Source organism: Chryseobacterium carnipullorum (genome assembly GCF_900142785.1).
Classification (GTDB): Bacteria; Bacteroidota; Bacteroidia; order Flavobacteriales; family Weeksellaceae; genus Chryseobacterium; species Chryseobacterium carnipullorum.
The window spans coordinates 192845-213240 of sequence record NZ_FRCD01000006.1 but is presented as its reverse complement, the minus strand read 5'-3'; the positions used below and the strand labels follow the sequence as shown (position 1 = coordinate 213240).

At 36.1% G+C, this 20396-nt stretch carries 16 protein-coding genes and 1 tRNA gene; 6 read left to right on the top strand and 11 right to left on the bottom strand.

Features of this window, described 5'->3' with window-relative positions; all coding sequences use genetic code 11:
- Nucleotides 1-435: 435 nt before the first annotated feature.
- The gene (locus tag BUC06_RS08870; RefSeq protein WP_073332644.1) at nucleotides 436-1167 is read right to left on the bottom strand and encodes a YggS family pyridoxal phosphate-dependent enzyme; all 732 of its coding nucleotides are present in this window, start codon (nucleotides 1165-1167) and stop codon (nucleotides 436-438) included.
- Complete coding sequence (locus tag BUC06_RS08865) at nucleotides 1164-1886, bottom strand: AAA family ATPase (protein WP_073332641.1); 723 nt, start codon at nucleotides 1884-1886, stop codon at nucleotides 1164-1166. The genes BUC06_RS08870 and BUC06_RS08865 overlap by 4 nt, the downstream gene beginning before the upstream one ends.
- A 1186-nt stretch (nucleotides 1887-3072) precedes the next feature.
- Here BUC06_RS08865 and BUC06_RS08860 point away from each other — a divergent pair.
- A complete protein-coding gene (locus BUC06_RS08860; protein WP_073332639.1) occupies nucleotides 3073-3408 on the top strand; it encodes a DMT family transporter in 336 nt (111 codons plus the stop codon).
- Between the two features lie 371 nt (nucleotides 3409-3779).
- Here BUC06_RS08860 and BUC06_RS08855 read toward each other — a convergent pair whose 3' ends face one another.
- Both BUC06_RS08855 and BUC06_RS08850 read right to left on the bottom strand, forming a co-directional pair.
- Nucleotides 3780-4403 (bottom strand): class I SAM-dependent methyltransferase, encoded by a 624-nt coding sequence (locus tag BUC06_RS08855; protein ID WP_073332636.1) that lies wholly within the window; start codon nucleotides 4401-4403, stop codon nucleotides 3780-3782.
- Nucleotides 4404-4474: 71 nt separating this feature from the next.
- A complete protein-coding gene (locus tag BUC06_RS08850) occupies nucleotides 4475-5209 on the bottom strand; it encodes a DNA-formamidopyrimidine glycosylase family protein (protein WP_073332633.1) in 735 nt (244 codons plus the stop codon).
- A 70-nt stretch (nucleotides 5210-5279) separates the two neighbouring features.
- On the opposite strand from BUC06_RS08850, the gene BUC06_RS08845 reads away from it, so the two are divergent.
- Nucleotides 5280-6635: a deoxyguanosinetriphosphate triphosphohydrolase gene (locus tag BUC06_RS08845; RefSeq protein WP_073332754.1), complete on the top strand. Its 1356-nt coding sequence runs from the start codon at nucleotides 5280-5282 to the stop codon at nucleotides 6633-6635.
- Nucleotides 6636-6798: 163 nt separating this feature from the next.
- Here the strand turns inward: BUC06_RS08845 and BUC06_RS08840 are convergent, their stop codons facing one another.
- From BUC06_RS08840 to BUC06_RS08820, 5 genes are all read right to left on the bottom strand, one after another.
- A complete protein-coding gene (locus BUC06_RS08840; protein ID WP_228423674.1) occupies nucleotides 6799-7212 on the bottom strand; it encodes a Fur family transcriptional regulator in 414 nt (137 codons plus the stop codon).
- A gap of 198 nt (nucleotides 7213-7410) precedes the next feature.
- The gene (locus tag BUC06_RS08835) at nucleotides 7411-7758 is read right to left on the bottom strand and encodes a DUF4377 domain-containing protein (RefSeq protein ID WP_073332631.1); all 348 of its coding nucleotides are present in this window, start codon (nucleotides 7756-7758) and stop codon (nucleotides 7411-7413) included.
- A 349-nt stretch (nucleotides 7759-8107) separates the two neighbouring features.
- Complete coding sequence (locus tag BUC06_RS08830) at nucleotides 8108-8464, bottom strand: Mpo1-like protein (protein WP_073332628.1); 357 nt, start codon at nucleotides 8462-8464, stop codon at nucleotides 8108-8110.
- 141 nt (nucleotides 8465-8605) lie between these two features.
- Entirely contained in the window at nucleotides 8606-10288 is a 1683-nt protein-coding gene (locus BUC06_RS08825) for an APC family permease (protein WP_073332626.1), read from the bottom strand.
- 114 nt (nucleotides 10289-10402) lie between these two features.
- The gene (locus tag BUC06_RS08820) at nucleotides 10403-12643 is read right to left on the bottom strand and encodes a CocE/NonD family hydrolase (protein WP_073332623.1); all 2241 of its coding nucleotides are present in this window, start codon (nucleotides 12641-12643) and stop codon (nucleotides 10403-10405) included.
- Between the two features lie 237 nt (nucleotides 12644-12880).
- Between BUC06_RS08820 and BUC06_RS08815 the strand changes: the two genes are divergently transcribed.
- The 4 genes from BUC06_RS08815 (at nucleotide 12881) to BUC06_RS08800 (ending at nucleotide 18619) form a co-directional block, all read left to right on the top strand.
- The gene (locus BUC06_RS08815; RefSeq protein WP_073332620.1) at nucleotides 12881-15844 is read left to right on the top strand and encodes a tetratricopeptide repeat protein; all 2964 of its coding nucleotides are present in this window, start codon (nucleotides 12881-12883) and stop codon (nucleotides 15842-15844) included.
- Nucleotides 15845-15948: 104 nt separating this feature from the next.
- Nucleotides 15949-17718 (top strand): TonB-dependent receptor, encoded by a 1770-nt coding sequence (locus tag BUC06_RS08810; protein WP_073332617.1) that lies wholly within the window; start codon nucleotides 15949-15951, stop codon nucleotides 17716-17718.
- Between the two features lie 64 nt (nucleotides 17719-17782).
- Nucleotides 17783-17856 (top strand) — tRNA-Arg (locus BUC06_RS08805).
- 436 nt (nucleotides 17857-18292) lie between these two features.
- On the top strand, nucleotides 18293-18619 hold the full coding sequence (locus BUC06_RS08800) for a pentapeptide repeat-containing protein (protein WP_073332614.1): 327 nt from the start codon (nucleotides 18293-18295) through the stop codon (nucleotides 18617-18619).
- Nucleotides 18620-19102: 483 nt separating this feature from the next.
- On the opposite strand, the gene BUC06_RS08795 is transcribed toward BUC06_RS08800, so the two are convergent.
- Both BUC06_RS08795 and BUC06_RS08790 read right to left on the bottom strand, forming a co-directional pair.
- Complete coding sequence (locus BUC06_RS08795; RefSeq protein ID WP_123880294.1) at nucleotides 19103-19522, bottom strand: hypothetical protein; 420 nt, start codon at nucleotides 19520-19522, stop codon at nucleotides 19103-19105.
- A 56-nt stretch (nucleotides 19523-19578) separates the two neighbouring features.
- Nucleotides 19579-19935, bottom strand: a complete 357-nt coding sequence (locus tag BUC06_RS08790) for a hypothetical protein (RefSeq protein ID WP_139263334.1) — start codon at nucleotides 19933-19935, stop codon at nucleotides 19579-19581.
- Nucleotides 19936-20396 lie beyond the last annotated feature (461 nt).

Sequence of the window (20396 nt, the reverse complement as noted above, 5' to 3'; positions counted from 1 at the left end):
ATGCAGGTCAATAAGAAAGTGGCCTTAATTGTTTCGCTTTCATTGCTTGTTGAAGATTTCGAACAGTCTATTAACAGTAATGAACCGATTAAAATAAAGAACAATATTCCGAATGATTTTCGGAGAGAAATCAGATTATTTTGTTTCATCATCAGAGTGTATTTGTGTCCAGTAAATCTATAAATAAAACTGATCTAATCTCTTTTTAATGAGAGGATTAACATTTTTAACGTAAAATTTTAATGATTACATTAAAGAATGCTTATTTTTAGAATATAAGCCCATTACTTTTCGAAAAAAAATATAGAAGTAATTAAAAATAAATAAACTAAAACAGATGTTTAATTAAACCTCTTTTAAGATCTGTGGAAAAAAATCCAAACCCAAATAACATAGCATCAACACGCAAACTCTCAAGTCCTCAAACTTCAAAATTCAAACCCCTTCATCCCAATAAAAACTGTCCGGATAAACCCTCGCTCCAAAAACTGCCGTTCCTACTCTCACTATCGTGGCACCCTCTTCAATGGCAGTTTCGAGATCACCGCTCATTCCCATAGATAGTTCCTTCATTTCTACATGGGGAATATTTTGTTTGATGATTTCCTGTTGCAGGTTTTTAAGGAGTCTAAAACAAGGTCGTACCTTTTCTGTTTCTGCACTGAAAAGTCCGATCGTCATCAGTCCTTTGATTTTTAAAGTACTCAGTTCAGATACTTTTCTGGTCAGTTCTACCGCTTCGTCAGGATGTACTCCGAATTTACTTTCCTCGTTGGAGGTATTCACCTGGATCAGAACCTCAATGGTTTTTCTTTCAGCTAAAAGCCGTTGATGAAGTTTTTCCGCCAGATCCATACGGTCCAGAGACTGCACACAAGCCACGTCATATTTTAAAATATCCTTGATTTTATTCGTCTGCAGATGTCCTATAAAATGATTTTCATGCGGAGTTTCTTTCAATTCCTCATATTTCTCTTTCAGTTCCTGAACTTTATTTTCGGCAATTAATGTCTGTCCGTTTTCTAAAGCGGTTTTAATAAATGTTGGAGAAACGGTTTTCGTAGCCAGCAACAATCTGACTTCATCGCGGTTTCTTCCTGCTTTTTCACACGCTTTCTTTATTCTGTCATGGATGACTTCGAGATTGTGGAGGATATCTTCTTTCATGGCTGTGTTGTCATGGTCTGGGATTCCAGTTTTTTGATCAGTGCCGATTTTACGGAGGTAAAAGTATGGTCCTTCGCTTCAGCAAAAGAGATATGATATTGGCGGTCTATCACTCGCAGGTCTTCAGGAAATTGAGACAGGAGATCATCGTAGAAAGTATCCAGAAATTCATCAGAAGGCATTTCATAGCTGATCTTCAGCTGAAAACGTCTCAGCAAAGCGGTGTCAATAATTTCTGCATGGTTGGTGGCGCAAAGGAGAAGTGCATTTTCAGGATAATAATCAATCAATTGGATCAGTGTATTCACCAGCCTTCTCATTTCACCCACATCTTTATCATCGCTTCCTCTGGCTTTCCCGATCTGGTCCAGTTCATCCAGAAAAAGAACAGATCTTTCCCGGGCAGCTTTGTCAAAGATCATTTTAATATTCTGTGACGTCTCTCCAATACGCGAAGAAACGATATTGCTTAGATTTAAGATCAGGATACTTTTACCTAAAGCATTCGCAATGGCTTTTGCGGTCATGGTTTTCCCACAACCTGACTTTCCCTGCAAAAGGATCTTGTTGTTCACCGGAAGGCCATATTCCTGCAGTTCTTTGACGTACGTGTGCTCTTTAATAAGCTGGGTAAGCTGGTCTCTGTTGTTTTGACCGAGAAATACATCGTTAAGGGTTATTTCCTCTTTATCCTGAATGATGAGATTGTACAGATTCATAGTAAAAACTAAAAAGATTCTTATCACCACAAAGATAAGGCTTTATTGAATGACAGGTGGGGACCTGAAATGGAATAATAGAGTAGGCCAGGATAGAAATGAAAGAAGTGAGAAAGAAATAGGTAAAAGAATATACTTTATCACATTCTAGGGCAGCGTTTCCACGTATTGAACAAGAAAAGCCGAGCAAAAGCTCAGCTTGACTATTTGGATATATAAAATTTGCTATGAAATTTAATTTTTGGATTATGTTTTTGGGCACTTTTACTCCGTTGAGTAAAAGTGCAGGATCCGACCCTTCAGATCAAAAACATAAACAATACAATGAATACAGATGTTCTATAGGCTGATGAGCTTTATATAGAACTTAGTTTCTTTGTTCTCTTTTTACTGTCATAAAGTAAGAAGCGAATACTACTACACATGTTGCGATTCCGATGTAAGTTACCATTTTTGTTTTATTTAGTTATTTGTGATTATTTTATCAATTTTCTAATTGCAATATTACAACTTTCAAATCACGTGCCAAAGCAAATAATCATGATGTATATCAGTGTGTTATGTGGTTAAAAGTTTAATTATTGTTAAGTGTTTGTTTACAAAAAATTAATATGTTTTTATGAATTTATTAATATCTTTATTGTCTTATCTGAAAAAAAATAAAAAATCGGCAAAGGTTTGAGCACTTCTATATTGGACTTGATAAAACAAAAAATAAGAAATGCGATGCATACTAATCACTTTTAGCGTTGGTTTTAAATGTCAGATTTTGGAAAGTGAAAGTAATATTATGTTAATAAAACTTATTATTTGAGATCCGATTTTATTCTCATCTTTTTGAAGTGTGACAAAATTAAATGTCATAAAATTGATAATTTTGTCACTTATGTATGAAATAATGACAGGTTTCAAACGGCTACTGTCAGACTTTTTTAAGCCAGTGTAATTTAATTCATTTCAGTAATTTAAAACCGGATGCTTAATTAATTATCACTAAGTATGGATTTATTTTAATATTTTAATGGTTTAGATTTTATGTGGTGATCGTTCAGGAAAGGATTGAGATATAAACTATTATGAAGTTTATTTTGTAAACAATATAAGGTAATCTCATCGTGATTTTATCAGTTTTTTTTATCATGAAAGGAAGCCATTTTACCTATTTTTGTAAAAAAAACAGACCTTTATGGGACGCAGCTATATCTTTCTTGCTTTAGCGATCATATTTGAGATCATCGCAACAACTTTTCTGAAAAAATCTGAAGAATTTTCAAAACTTTGGCCTTCCTTAGTAACTGTCGTAGGTTATGCTGCCGCATTTTACTTTTTAAGCATTACGCTGCGACAGATCCCTGTAGGAATAACGTATGCGATATGGTCCGGTGTTGGAATTGTTTTTATAACCCTTATTGGAGTTATTGCTTTTAAGCAGGTTCCGGATCTGCCGGCAATCATAGGAATTGTACTGATCGTGATAGGAGTGATCGTGATTAATGTGTTTTCAAAGATGGGGACACATTAAGCGTTTTTATTTAATGATTGAAAAATTTAAAATAAAAAAAGGACTTCTTTATATTCAGTAGAGATAGGTTTATCCCAATGGTAAAGATCTGTATGATCATCTTGTTGACCCTTGATTAATGACTTTTTTTTAGTTTTTCCCTTTAAAAGGCAATTGATCTCAATTTCTGAAGTTGTAGCTCGCTTCAAAAATATAGTCTTTAAAAGATTCTTGTTTATTAAAAACCCGGGCGCGTGGTACCGCTGTCATCCGTGTCTTCGGTTTTCATCTGTCATTTTTTGGGAGACGTATAAAAAACTGCTTTTTTCGTTAGATATTCAGGCGGATCATTAAATCCAGGTTCTTAAATTATTAATAATTCCGCCCTTCTTTTATCCTTTTCGTCCCGTAAATCTTATGACAGATCCGGTTCCATTATGAAAGAGACCTTCGCGAAGTTCAATTTCTTTTTCTTCCAGTTCTATAACCTCATAATTCGGGAAGTCTGCTTTAATCTCATCAATTGAAAATAAGGATCCGATATCTTTCGGTCCGCCTACCTTCTCGTTTTTTGTCACATATTCAAGGTGACTTTTACTGAAAGCTTCAAAAATAATCAAACCTCCTTTGCGCAGGTATTGGTCCAGAACTTTATGCAGGAATGATTTCATGTCCGCAGGAAAATGAGCGTAAATAAGCGCAATCACATCAAACTGTTCCGTATGGAAATCCAGGGTTTCCAGTTCACCTACCTGATAGTTAATTTTTACTTCATTATTTTTCGCTAGTTGTAGAGCCTTGTTTTTTCCCTCTTCACTGATGTCAAAAGCAGACACTTTCCAACCAAGCTTTGCAGCAAAAACAGCATTTCTCCCTTCTCCTTCTGCAGGAAAGAGAATCGTTCCGGGATTGAGCTTTTCAATATGTTCTTTTAAATAATTGTTGGGATCTATGCCGTAGGCAAATTCATCGCTGCTGTATCTTTCATTCCATCGGTCCAGCCAGGTATCGCTCATTTTTTATAGTATTTAAACCAAATTTAAGCATTTCGCGAATTTTAATATTGATTTAAATTCAAATATTTATCTTAATAAAGCTTCTGGTCTTTTTCACAATAAAAACTTCTTCTTTTTCCGAGTCCCGTTTGCTTTTTGACCAGTTTTTCACCACATTTCGGACAAACTGTTTTGGTATGAACGAGCCATTTTTTCTTTAAAATAAATTCACGTTTCCACTCCAAAAAGTCAAAACTGTAATTTCTGGACTCAGCAATCAGTTCCTTTAGTTTTTTTGCAGGTAGATTTCCTACTAAACTTTCAGGCTGTACTCCAATTCTAAACAGCACTTCATTTTTAATAATATTTCCTACACCCGAAAAAATATCCTGATTCATCAACGCATCACAAACCATCATCTCAGGTTTGGATTTCAGTTTCGTTTCTGCTTTTTTTGGATTCCAGAGATCACTCATAATGTCCGCTTCCCAATCTATAGTATGTAGAAATTCCAGATCTACAGACTTTACAGAACAGGTATAAAAGTACAGGCTTCCTTTTTTGAAAAAAAGCGATAAACGTAAGCTTTTGTCAGGCTTCGTCTGTTCGTCAATACCATAAGATCCGAACATCAATAAATGAATACGGATCGCTAACTTATCAAAAACAAGATAGGTCTGTTTTCCGAAAGTACGGATCTCATGAAGGGTTTGGCCAATCAGTGGTTCCTTATCGAATGGAGCATTACCTCCGGCTTCTGTTACGGTTTTTCCGACAAAAGGCAGCAGATCTTCCTTCATTAAAAGTATGGATGGTCCTTCAGGCATGGTGTTGCTTTTCAATAAAAGTTCAAATACTATTCCGTAAAAATAAAATTTGGAGTAATTTTGAAAAATGATGAATTTAAACCAGATTTACACGAATCAGCGTACAGGGAACAATCCGCATACTAAAGCTTCAAGAACTGATTTTCAGAGAGATTTCGACAGAATTATCTTTTCTTCAGCGTTCAGAAGACTACAGAATAAAACTCAGGTTTTTCCTCTTCCCGGAAGTGTTTTTGTACACAACAGGCTGACACACTCGCTGGAAGTTTCGTCAGTAGGCCGAAGTTTGGGAAGTATTATTGGTGAATTTATCTTTGATACCTATAAAAATGACCTTACAGAAGATTCAAAAAACTTCTATCTTCATAATTTAGGAAACGTGATTGCTGCCGCTTGCTTATGTCATGATGTAGGTAATCCTGCCTTCGGACATTCAGGGGAAGATGCGATTGCGAGCTACTTTGAACGAAATGAAAAAGACCTGAAGCAAAAGTTCAATGAGAAAGAATGGGCAGATCTGGTCAATTTTGAAGGAAATGCCAATGCGATAAGGGTTCTGGCTCAGCGCCAGCAGGGAAAAGATGAAGGTGGAATTCAGCTGACTTTTTCCACGCTTGCCAGTATTGCAAAATATCCATGCGAAGCTGTTGCCAAGAAGAAAGGAATTATTCACAGGAAAAAATTCGGTTTTTTCCAGAATGAGAAAGAGATCTTCCTTGAAATTGCCAAAGCAACGAATTTAATTATAGAAAACGAAGAACCGTATATATTCAAAAGACATCCTTTCGTTTGGCTGGTAGAAGCTGCGGATGATATCTGTTATAATATTATTGATATGGAAGATGCCCACCGATTGGGAATTGTATCCACTTCAGACTGTGAAAACCTGTTTTTTGAACTGATCAAGTCTGAAAGCAGTGATATGGACAAGGTGAAAAATAAGCTGTCTTCCATTTCCAATGAAAATGAGAAAATATCATATCTGAGAGCAAAAGCGATCAATGCCCTGATCAATAAATCGCTTGAAATTTACAAGAATAATTTTGAAACCATTCTTCAGGGAAATCTTGATAATGGACTGCTTGATATCTATAAATCCGAAAATCGCGCTCTTCAGGACATTGAAGCATTCTCCATTGAAAAAATCTACAACCATAAAGCCGTTGTAGAAATCGAAAATGCAGGATATAATGTAATGTATGAACTTCTCGATCATTTCATTCCTTCGATCCTGAAACCGGGACACGAGAGAAAATCATATGATATAAAAGCCCTGAAACTGCTTCCGAAACAATTTGTTTATGAAGAAGGAACCGACTACCAGAAAGTGCTTGGCGTAATTGATTTTGTATCAGGAATGACCGATAATTTTGCCACCGATCTTTACAGAAAAATTAAAGGAATTGATATTGGAATGACAGTTTAATTTTGTCAGCATTTATTTTAGCCACAATTACCACAAAAGACACGAATGTCACTACTGCTTCAGGGATATTCGTGTCTTTTGTGAAAATATTTGTGCAATTCGTGTTTAAGAACAAAAAGGAGCTTACTTATTTCAAGGCACTAAGAAACATAATATTCCATTGTTATTGACAATTCGGACAGATTCCGGATACCGTAAGATTGATTTTATGAACTTTATAAGTTACAGGTAATTTGATTTTGGGTTCAACATCTTCTACACAAGTCACAGTCTTACACTGCTCACAACTAAAGTGAAGATGGTCATGATGATGAATTTCTGTGGTACAGGTATGACATTCCGCGTACTTTATGGTACCGTCAATATCTACTACTTTATGGATGATGCCCTCATCCATTAATCTGTCCAATACTCTGTAAGTCGTTACACGGTCGCAGAGTCCATCCAATAAAACCTGCAATTCTGCATGAGACAAAGCTACTCCGGATTCATGGATAAGCCTTGTTATTTCCGTTCTTGCTGCTGTGTTTCTCGACTGTTTCATATTTTCTGTAAATTTCAATATGATTAATGCCATATTGTTGCAGTAACAAATATAATCTTTATTTATGAAACAATATTGCATTAAATAAATTTAGGACAAGTCGATAACTATAAAGATAATAATCAAGACAGAAAGAGGAAGTAAGTGATCATCGATCTGACATAAGAATGCCATAATCTGTGGGAATTGAACATAAAAAAACTCCCGGGAAATTTCCGGGAGTTCTTCATATTATTTTTTGGTTTTAGAAACCTCTTTAATCAGTGTATATTTTATAGAAGATCCGTCAGCTGGCGGATTGGCGATCTTTTCTGTTTTTACTTTCAAAACATATTCATATCCCGGCTCATAGGTAAATCCCTCAATGTTTGTATAGAAATTGGTCCAGCTTTCTGAAGGTTTTTCTTTTACCTGCAAACATTTCATCGGGGCTACTCCGGTACAATCTGCAGTTTCAGGTCCTACGATGAACGTTTTTTCGTCAGCTCCGGCAGTGTTGGCCATAGTAGTACATTGGGTCATTGCGAATAATGCTGCTGCGGGAACAACTCCTTTTAGAATGGTTGCTATAATTTTCATAAACTTTATTTTAAAGCTTAGTTCGCAATTACTGTGCCGAAGTTTTTCATGTCGTTTTTCTCTTATTTTTTAGTTTTTAATGATTTAATTTAACCTCATGTAAAAATTTAACGAAAGAGCATCAATGCCAAATGATACGAAGAATAATCTGGTTCAAAATGAAAATCGCAAAATTCAAGATATTTGTTTTTTTACGAAAAATATTTGGAACCAAATTTTCAATTGGTCATCTTTTTCCTGACACACCTCAGAAACTTATCTGTAAAAATCTTTTACTTTAAGTATATTTTTAAATGGTAACTATTCAATCAAAAACCTAATTCACCTTTTATGATGTAAGAATAATAGATTAATTGGAAGCTTCAGGATTCTCAGTTTCCTTTGGGTCCGGAGCAATCCCTCTGAATTTTTGTTTACCAATCAACAGTTCAAAAAATAATCTGAAATCTGATATCAGCGACCACAGAGGATACTTAAAAGTAGCAGGCTTGTTTTTTTCAATAACGGCATGACTGAACCAGGCAAAGCCATATCCGAAGATGGGGATGTACCACAGGAACCTTTCCTTTCCTGAACTGATTACATACCAGATCACGAGAAATACAAGAAGTGTTCCGATGAAATGAAAGATCCTTGTTCCTGTTTTACTATGTTCGGTAAGATAGAACTGATAAAATTCCGGGTACGTTTTTATTCTTTCTGACATGGCTGATTAGTTTATAATATCCATTGAAATCTATGCAATAATTCTGCCGATTTTTTGATGGGAAGTTTAAAAGCTGAAAAGAAAAAAGGCAAATTGCTGATTGCCAATTTGCCTTTTAATATATTGTCTATGGTGTAATTCCTATTTTGAATCTGTTTCTTTCCTAAGTTTACTGTTTCTGTAACCGTAGCAGAAATAGATGATAAGACCTAAAGCAAACCAAAGCCCGAACCAGAACCAGTTTTCATGGCTCATTCCTGTGAGAAGATATAAACAAGAACTTAGACCAATCAGAGGAATTAAAGAGAAATTTTTAATAAAGGTAAAGACACACAGTACCAGATTGATCAGGATAAAAACCAAAATAGAAGCTCTGAATTCTCCTTCTTTAGGATCGCTCCAATCGGTCAGATGATTGAAAAATGCAGGCTGCCACATATAGAAACCGATGAGTCCACCGATAAAAATAATTGGGAATATGATTTTACCATTAATATAAGGAAGGTGAAACGTACCCTTAACCTTTTGTTTTGCAGGGAGCATTAAAACCCCGGCACAAACCAGTACGAAAGCAAAGATGGTTCCGATACTTGTAAAATCGAGAATGAATGTTTTATCTGTAAAAAGGATAGGAACTCCCACTGCAATACCTGTAACGATCGTAGCAAATGATGGTGTTTTATATTTCGGATGTACCGTTTTGAATTTTTCAGGCATCAGCCCGTCACGGCTCATGGCATACCAGATTCTCGGCTGTCCCATCTGGAATACCAACAATACGGTGGTAATGGCTACAATAGCGACGAAAGAAACCACAAGTTCCATCCAGGCCACATTGGCATTTGATTTTTCGAATATAAATGAAAGCGGATCTCCGATACCATCAAACTTCCTGTAGTCTACCATTCCCGTCAGAACCAATGTTAAAGCAATATAAATGACCGTACAAAGTACCAGAGAAATGATCATTCCTTTCGGAAGTGTTCTCTGGGGATCTTTTGTTTCTTCGGATAAAACGCTTAATGCGTCAAAACCAATGTATGCAAAGAAAACCCCGGAAACCGCACTCATAACTCCGGCAAAACCGTTGGGCATGAATGAGGCGACATGTGTTTCTGGATTGACTGGCGTCCAGTTATCTGTATTGATATAAGCAAAGCCTACAAGAATTACCAGAACAATGACTGCCAGTTTTAAAATAACTAAAGAATTGTTGAAGTTTTTACTCTCTTTTACCCCTACATAACAAAGCCATGTGATAAGACCATTGATCACCAATGCAGGCAGGTCAACGATGAACTTTAAATTGCCTATTAGAGGTGCATTACTCCATGCGCTTAACAATTCTTTATTCTCGGAACCATTCTGGAAAGCTTTTCGGGCTTCCGTATAGCTACAGGTAAGATAATCCGGAATATGCATGCCCAGACGCTCTAAAAAGCTGGTGAAATAATCTGACCAGGAAAAAGCCACATAAATATTCCCGAAAGAATATTCCATGATCAGTGCCCATCCGATGACCCAGGCAATAAGTTCCCCGAAACTGGCATAAGCGTAGGTATAGGCAGAGCCGGCTGTAGGGATTCGACTGGCAAATTCGGCGTAGCATAATGCGGTGAAACCACAGGCAAAACCACAAATTAAATAAAGTAGAATAACTCCGGGGCCCCCTCTGAAAACTGCTTCACCTAAGCTGCTGAAACTTCCTGCTCCAATAATGGCCGCAATACCAAAAAAAACAATATCCCAAACACCTAAAACCCTTAAAAGACTAGTAGATGTATCTGTTGCTGAATAGTTTTTCCTTCTGAAAAGTTGATTCATTCAATATTTATATTTGAGTTTGAAAAAAAGCAAATGTAATCATTTTTTATTTTTGTGTTGGCTGTAATCATAATATTTCGTTAAAAAGGTTAAGGTTATAAAGGGTAAATGCCTTTATTCTTGATAAATAGGTATTTCAACATAGCTGTCATTGTACCATTTTATTTCCAGCGGTTCACCGGAATCCTTGATCGTTTCATCACTTACATCTTTTCCTGTTCCGTAATTAATCTGCCAGCTTGGATTTTTATTTACCCCAACCAATAGGACCAGTTTGCTTCCCTTTTCTATTTTTTTGCTGATGAAGATGGAGTTTTTTATGGGAATCTGTTCTGTTTTACCAGGCTCAAGAAGCTGGCGCACGGCATTGTTTTTGGCATAACTCGCTCTCACGATATGCGTTGATAATAAAAAGGTCTTACCCTGGGGATTCACCTGATACAAATAGGTATCTGTATCAAAATCTTTCTTATTAATGGAAACATTGAAAAATCCTGCGAGATTTCCACTGATGATAAGATCTTTTTTTAAAACTTCACTTTCAAAATATACGGAGTTGGTGGTTTTTACACTGTCTGTTTTGCTTACTTTGCGGTAGGTCTCTTTTGGGTCCCGGTTCTTAAAATCAACAGATTGTTTAACAAAATTTTTCTGTGCAGGCTGATTAAATACCGATGGAGCATCTTTGTGATCCTGAAGATAAAATTTAAGAGTTGAAGTATGCATTTTTTCCAAAGTCGGAACATGTTTCCAGGTATTGGTGTTCATCACCTGAAAATTAATACGGTCTTTTAACAGCGCGGGCTTCTTGCCGTCTTTCAAAATGTAGTCGAACCATGAAAAAGCGAGGTCATCAATGCTTATTCTGGCTGCAGGATCTATTGCTGTTCCATTTACGTAAGTATACCCGAAGCTCTGGGCTCCACCATGGTCATACGGACCAATAACCAAATAGTGATTGGCAGTTTTGTTATATTGATGATGGGATTTAAAGTAGGATAGAGCGCCTATCTGGTCGTCGTCATAATATCCGGTTGTTGTCAGAATGGGAATGTTGATGTTGGCAAAATCTTCTTTATAGGGAACCATTTTCTGCCAGTAGGTGTCGTAGCCGGGATGATCCAGCCATCTTTGAAAGATCTTATTGGGTTTACCGCTTATGGTATCCAGAGATCTGAATGATTTTCCGCTTTTGTACCATGCGGTATTAATAGAATCCCATTTCTTGAAATTATTAAAATCTGCTTCATCTGTAAGCTTATTGTTCGTCACATAGTTGATCCATTGCAGCATATAGCTCATGAAAATATTATTTTGGGCAGGGTAATCTATTCCAACTCCCACTGCTACCTGAGGGACAATTGTTTTTAAGGCCGGATGCAGTTTCTTGACCACGGCCCACTGGCTGAAGCCTAAATAACTTCCTCCGATCATCCCGACTTTCCCATTGCTCCACGGTTGTTGACTGACCCAGTCGATCACTTCATATAGATCCTGTGACTCATGTTCAAAAGGATTATTCTCATCATTACTGTTTCTTTTGCCACGGGTATTCACCACAGCACCTACATAATTATAGACCGCTGCTCTTTTGCCAAAAACAGCATCAATAGGTCCTGCATAGATATTATTGGTAAGGATGACGGGAAGGGGAGCGGTATTTTCTTTTTTTCTGACAATAGTGATCGTCAGGGTATTTCCGTTTTTTGTTTTCAGATCTTTGGTTTCGGTAATAAATTTTTCCTTGTCTTTTAATTCTACCCATTGTACAATCTGAGGCTTAAGTTGTGAAAAGGTTTTATAACTCAGATAATTTTTACATAAAGCCAGTGCCGATCCATAGTCGATGCTGTCCTTATCCTTCTGCTTGTCCAATGTTTCCTTCAGAAGTTTTCTTGATGCATTGACATCTCCGTCTACTGCGATCCCTACTTTAGTGATCAGCTGATCCGGCAGGCTTTCATATTTTTTATTGAATGCTTTTTGAAGGGCATCATGGAAATTAAGTTTTTCTTTCGTCTCCATTATTTTCGCCCCACTGTAAAATTCATAGGCAATGAATTTGTTTCCGGCCATGTTGTGAGCAGCAAATTCATTCCGGTAATCCGACAGGGTGGCGATTGATTTTTTATAATCACGGGCAACGATCTGTAAACGGAAAAGGTTGTCCAGGTAAGCCAGCCTGTTGGTATTCTTTAGTTTCATCAACGAGGGCTGTGTCATCATTTTTGAGGCAAGCATCGGGAGTTGTTTTTCAAGAACAGCAGAGTCGGAGACTGCATTTTTGGGAAAGTAAAACTTCTGAGCCTGTATGAGATTGACTAAGATTAATGCTAAAAGTATTTTAATTTTCATGTATTGGTATGTTTTTAGCTGATGAAGAATGAGGATTTTATCAAATTATAGTTTTGATGATGCTCTTTTGATATCTGTTCACGTTTTATCATACTAAAGTAATCATTTTTTATCATTAAACAGTGAAATGGAGTCAATTGTTAATTTATGTTATTAAACCTTTAAAACTTGCTTAAACAATAAGTTTTTAATATTTTCGTTACCTTATATAGACTAATCTTTTTATTCAAAAAAAGAATGAATTCAAAAAAAATACTTCTCTCAGCTGCAGTACTTTATTTCGGAGTTTCCGAAGCGCAACAGTCACAGTACTTTACACAGCAGGAAAATTACAGGTTCAATCTCGCAGAAAATCTTTATCAGACTAAAATATACAATGCTTCTCAGTTCGAATATGCACGACAATATTTCTATAATCAGAATTTGTCGAGATCCAGAAAAGAGGCAGCGCAGTTTTTTGATAATGTGATCGGGGTGATTCTTCAGAAAAATCATGCAGAAGAAGGATTGACGGCCTTCATGAAAGAATATCCGAATTCGGCTTATTTTGCTCAGGCAAATCTTCCGCTGGCAGATTATTATTTAGCTAAAAAAGATTTTGACAAAGCGTTGGAGACACTGAAAAAAGTGAATCAATATCAGCTTTCAAAAGAAGAAAATACACAGTACATTTTGAAACTGGGATACGCTAAGTTCATGACCGGTGACACCAAAGGGGCGACCGATGCTCTGGAAGAAGTATATAAAACGGCTGACGAATCCCAAAAAGGAGACATCGCTTATATGCTTGGACATTTGTATTATTCAAGTGGTCAGAATGATAAAGCTTTCCAGTATTTTGATTCTGTGAAAGATCAGCCTAAATTCTCTAAACTGGTACGTCCTTATTATGTACAAATGTACTACAACGATAAGAATTATGACCAGGCTATTTCTGAAGGAACAGCTTTATTAGGCGAAAGTATTTCAGATTCTTATAAAGCAGAGGTTCATAAGATCATCGGGGAAAGTTATTTTATGAAAAATGACTATAATTCGGCTTATCCGCACCTGAAAGATTATCTGAGCGTACAGCAGAATCCTTCTGAAAACGATCTTTATGAAATGGGATTTGTGGCGGCTCAGCTTAAAAAATATGATGAAGCGGTTTCTTATTACAACCAGCTTGTCAACAGCAATTCAGCGCTGGCGCAGAATGCTTACTATCAATTAGGAAACGCTTATCTGGCGGTAGATAAAAAGCAGGAAGCCCTTTCGGCATTCAGATCTTCTTACCAGATGAATTATGATGCTAAGGTTAAAAAACTGGCTCATGAACAATACGCCAAACTGAGTTATGATATCGGAAACCCTTTTGAAAGTCCTTCCGGGGTGATCCAAAACTATATCAACGACCATCAGAATGATGCGAATGCACCGGAAATGAGATCACTTCTTGTGAAATCTTATTTGTATTCCGGAAATTATAAAGAAACATTGAACGCGATCGACAGGCTTCAGAATTCTACGCCAGAGATCAACAAAGTGGATCAGGAGGTTTCTTATTTATTGGGAACAGAAGAATTCAACAAGGGAAACTATGATGAAGCGGAAAGGTATTTCCTGAGAAGTTTAGGATTTAATATCAACAAAGAATTTTACAACAGAGCCTTGTATTGGTTAGGACAGGTGTATTACCAGAAAGGAAACTATCCGTCTGCCATTGCGCGTTATGAGAAACTTCTTACCGAAACCTTCCCTGAAAAGCAGCAGCTGCCTTACGATTTGGGCTATGTTTATTTTAAAGCTAAAAAGTTCGATCAGGCACAGACGTATTTCAAGCAGTATCTGAGCAACCCCAAGCCTGAATTTAAAAATGATGCAGAACTTCGTCTGGCAGATATTCATTACGCGAATAATGACCTGAACGAGGCGATTGCCATTTATGATAAAAATGAAGATGCCACAGACTATACTTTATACCAAAAAGCAATGGCTTTAGGATTTAAAGGCGATACACAGGCGAAGATCACCAATCTGAAAAATCTTTTATCCAAATATCCGGATTCTGAATATTACGATGATGCCCAATATGAAATAGGAACTGCCTACTCCGCACAGGATGATTTTGCCAACTCCAATGATTATTTTGCCAAAGTGATCAAAACTTCTTCGGATAAGGATCTTATTGCGAATGCGTCGATTTACAGAGCACAGAATTATATTGATCAGAATCAAACTGACAAAGCACTTTCTGAGCTTAAATCTCTTGGAGAGCAATATAAAAATACGGCGTATGCTGAAAAGATCGTCCAGGCGGCAAAGCCTATTTTCACTAAAAACGGTGACGTTTCAGGATATGAAAGCTTTGCTAAAAATATCGGGGTGAATGTAGCGGCTTCTGAAATCGATGAGATTAATCTATCGACCGGAAAGCAGTATTTCACGAAGAAAGATTACAAAAACGCGATTTCATACTACGAAAAATATTTAACGCAGAATCCTACCGGAGAAGGTCTTTATCAGGCTAAATACGAGTTGGGAGAAAGCTACTATCAAACCAATAATGCTACCAAAGCGCTTCTTGTTCTTCAGGAAGTAGCCTCTGTACAGAACGACTATCAGGATGATGCGCAGACCCGTCTGGCACAGATCTTCGTGGCTCAGGGGAATACGGCGGAAGCTAAAAAGTATCTTGAGAATATCAAAAACTCTTCAGACATCAGTATTAAAAATTATGCTAATGTAGAACTGATGAAATTATACGCCGCGGAGAAAAACTTCTCTGAGGCTGAAAAACTGGCAGATGCAGTAATTGTGAACACGAAAAACTCTGCCGCGGTTATGGAAACAGCGAAAGTGATCAAAGCGAGAAGCTTAATGAATTCAGGGAAAGATAAAGACGCGCAATCAGCGTATACTTCTCTTGAAAAATCATCCAATACCTCGGTAGCAGCAGAAGCATTGTATGCAAAAGCTTATTATCAGAACAAAGGAAAAGCATTCAAGTCTTCCAATGAGACGATCTTTAAACTGGCGAATAACTATGCCTCTGAAGATTACTGGGGAGCTAAAGCTTTGGTGCTGATGGCTAAAAACTATGTTGGGCTGAAAGATAACTACCAGGCAAGCTATACGTGTGACCAGATCATTGAGAACTACAAAGATTTCCCTGAGATCGTAGCGGAAGCAAAAGAGGTTAAAAAGCAGATTAAAAAGTAAAATGTATAAAGTATAATGTAAGAAGTACAATGTACAAAGTACAAAGTACAATCCAATACATACATTATACATCCGACATTATACATTAATACAAATATTGAGCAATGAACAGAAAAATTCAATTATTATCCATATTATTTTTAGGGTTTTCGCAGTTTGCGTTCTCCCAGATCAAGGAGGAAAAACTGATTCTTAATAAGAAGCGGGAACCGGAGGTGAAAAAGATAGAGAAGAAGAAGACCTCTGTGGAGACCATCAAAAATTATCCGCCTGAAGAGAAATCCCAGAATCCTGTGAAGTATACCATCACCGATGTGCCTGCGGTTTCGGATTTCAAAACATCTACGATTCAGGGACAGGATGTCACTCCAAAATTCGACGGGACAGCTCAGAACAACTATGTGCAGTTTGGAATGGGCAACTTCGGGAAAATTTTAGGTGATGCCAATATTTCCAAAACCCTTGATAACAAACTGGAAGTAGGAGCTGATTTCCATTTCCTTTCCACTTTAGGTCTGAAAAAAGAATATGACTGGGATTCCAAGCAGAGTTCTACCGCTATTGGAGCGTACTTAAATTCATACGGCGAAAAAGGAAAATTCAACTTGAATGCCCAATACGCTTTGGATAATAACAGATACTACGGAATTTATGCACTGACTCCCGCTGCGGATGTAGATTTGAAGCAAAGAGTCAACCAGTTCAAAGTAAACGGATATTATGATTTTTATTCCAATGAGATCTTAAACGATGTAAGGGTAAAATCATCTTTCCTGAAAGATCATTTTGATGCACAGGAAAATCAGGTTTCCATTTTGGCGAATCTTTCAAAGCATGCAGTGGAGATCGGGAAGTCAGGAATTAATCTGAATGCAGATTTAGGCGTTGGCGTAGAAGCAGTGAAAACAGATTTTGCGATTGTCAACAAAAACTCTTCCAATTTCTTTAATACAAGCCTTACTCCAAAAGTAACCTTCAGAAAAGGAGATTCTTACTTAATGTTAGGTTCCGGATTTTCATTCCTGAACGCTAAGAATTCAAATGATGCATTGGGTGGAGAAGTGAAAAATAACAAAACCTACTGGTTTCCGCAGGCTGAGTTTCAGGTGGCTGCCGCTAAAGAATTTAAATTCTATGGTGGTGTAGACGGTGGACTGAAGCTTAATACGTACGGAGATCTTCTTCAGGCGAACCCATTCATCCTTTCTGACCAGTTTTTAAAGCCAACAGAGACGCAATATCACTTTTACGTAGGTTTACGTGGAGATATCGACGAAACGTTTAAATACGACTTCTCTGCCGGTTACGGAAAAATGAGGGATATTATGTTCTTCCAGGGCAATAATCTTTTCGATAATGTCTATACTTTGAACCGTTCTGCTTATAATTTTGCAAATACATTCTCTGCTGTGTATGATGACGGAAATGTAAGCGATATTAAGGGAAGCGTACAGTATTTCCCACTTGAAAATCTGGTTTTAGATGGAGAAGTAAGGTTTACAAAGTATGATCTGAAGAATTATGCCGATATTTATAACGTTCCTTTAGTGAATGCAAACATCGGAGCAAAATATACCATGCTGGATAAAAAACTACTGTTAGGGTTCAAAGGGATCTTTGCAAGTGACAGAACCACAAACTCTTTCGCGATCGAAGGGGTTGCCAATCCAAACCTTGTTTACCAGTCTACAGAGAACAAAAATGATAAAGTTGGGGGGTATGCTGATTTAAATCTTTCCGCAGAGTATAAATTTCACAAAAATTTCAGTATTTTTGCACTCGGAAACAATCTTCTGAACTCAAACTACCAAACGTATAAAGGCTATAAAGTCTTAGGCGCGCAGGTTGTAGGAGGAGTGAAAATTACTTTCTAATAAAAAAATGAGTGATTGGTGATCGGTAGTATTACACAATTGATGACCAATTACTCATACCACTGGCTGCGTAGTTCAACTGGATAGAATATCAGATTTCGGCTCTGAGGGTTGGGGGTTCGAATCCCTTCGCGGTCACCTTTTAAATAAATAACCTGCTGTTTTTACAGTGGGTTATTTTGTTTAAAAGGTTTTTATATTTGGGTTCTCGTCGCCGCACAATTGTATTATGTGGCTTTATTTTTAAAGACTTTCTCAATAAATTTTTATCTTTCTCAAAACATAGTTGATAACTCACTTAGAAATTAAATAATCTTGAAGGATTGTATTTCATAAGTTTTGCTGTTGTAGATTGACCGGATACTTTTATTGGGAATGAATGCAAAGACATTCTTTCAGAAAGTTTAATGTATTATATTAAATATCACAAAAGGATTCGTGCGGTAACGGCGCTAGTGCAGGTATGAATCATTCAGTAGCTATGAATGAAGTTGATGATATTGTGAAAATGGTTTAATTTAAATTAAGAAGAATTGTCAATAATATTAGAAATAAATGTGAAATTTTAATAAAAATGGAAAATGTATTTAATTTATACAGTGCTATAAAAGAGCAAAATGATTACAAGACCGATGATCTGCCTGGTTTTAATGAAATAGAAATTAGAGATTTGATTGTTTGCGATATTAATCTGGATGACCTGATATCTGTAAATTCTATGTATAGTCGCATTGAATTTAATAAAATATCATTTTATTCAACATATTTTGTTCAAACTTCATTTCATGAATGTACCTTCAAAAATGTTGATTTTACAAAATCTAATTTAAATAGTACATCATTTACATTGTGTTCCTTTATAGCTTGTTCTTTTGCAGGTGCGGAAATAATGGATGCATAAATCACAACATGTAATTTTAAGAAATGTAATTTTACTAATATTATTTTTAGTGATAATATAATTAACGATACTCAATTTGAAATCACGGAAAAATCTTTTTCAGTAATCAGTGATAATATTGAAAAAAATGTGATTTGGTCATTTGGCTAAAATAGATTAAAATATAAAAATGGACGATTAATAAGGTGATCCGTTTTTTGTATTTAGCAAAGCTTTTTAAACTTTTATTTTTCTAAAGAACAAAATAGAGAAAAGCTAAATAATGTAGATCTAAGTTTTACATTCGTTAATCGCATGGTATTTTAAAGAACTTTTAGCCATTGTTTTTAGAATATTGGATAGATAATACTTAATAACACGTAAGGATTCGTGCTATGTACAGTAAAAATCCCCGATATTATTCGAGGATTTGTTTTATAATCACAAATTTTTATTCCAATTTGGGGAATATGGATGCTTATTTATTAAAAATTTGAGTTATTTTTATTGGTAAATATATTGGGTCATGAACCCCATGTCTATAAATGTTAGACTTTGCAATCCTGGCATTGTTATTTTCCATCCGTTAGGTGTTGGAACCTGAGTGAAATTTGTACAACTTGTTCCTGCCATTCCGGCAAAATTGCTTACTGTTGTATAAAATCTCATCCCTCTAAATATTACATCCGTTGTGGTACTGCATACCGGCGTGGGAGATGCACCACATACATAGGCATGTGTAAGTTGGTTAGCCGGAACTACAACCCCGGTATACATATTTGTAAGAACATTTGAACTTGTCAGTTTCAACGGAAGGATGTTTCCATCATAGCAACCCATTCCATTAGTTGGACTTGAATAATAGACAAATAAACCTTCTACGTCATAACTCCCAAAATTATAATAAAAGGTTGGGACTGCCATGGCACAATTAGCTGCGCCAAATACAAGTGCAAGTGATAAAAAGATCTTTTTCATAATTATTTTTTTAAGTTAAATGCTGTAAGTATAATAGTTTTGTAATCGTCGTCAAATTTATTAATATCATCTTCCGTATATCCGTTTTCCATAAGAAGTTGTTTGCATTTTGGCAGTAATTTCATTGCCATATCTTTTTGCACTTCCTCCTTACTTAAGCCGGAAACAGAAGCATGATAATCCTTTGTTGTAAAATGTTTGAGAAGATTTTCGATTTCTTGCTGAGTTTTGCCTACTGACTTCTTTGCTGTTACCATTTGATTATGGTCTTGAACTTCCTTTTCTTGATGAGGGTCGTTTGAGCAACTAGTAAAAATTAGTGTAGATGCACAAATTAATGTAAAAAGTGATTTTTTCATAAAAATATATAATTTGATGTTGATAACGTGAAGATAATGCATATAATAGAAATATAAATATTGTTTATTAACTTTATTTTTAATATTTTACAAAAATAATCTCATGTGGAAGTTGTTTTCTTAAAAATTATTTGACTATGGTAATTGGTTGATATATTTGACCTCTACTTTTACTTCATTGTCGTAATCTCTTAGTTTTACTACTCTCGCTACCGAACGATTCAATCGTGTGATTTTATTTCCCAAGACTTCATCAGGAAGTTTTTGTTTTTATAAAAACATAATTCATGAGTCGTAATTTTTTTGCGGAAGATTATAGATGTAGCAGGGTAATAGATTATTCTGATGAAAAATTACTTTAGATAATATGGCTGTTTGTAGAATGTTTGATTATTATACTAAACTACACGAAAGGATTCGGTAGCGGAAGTGGTTACTTTTAGTAATCATTACTTGCCGGA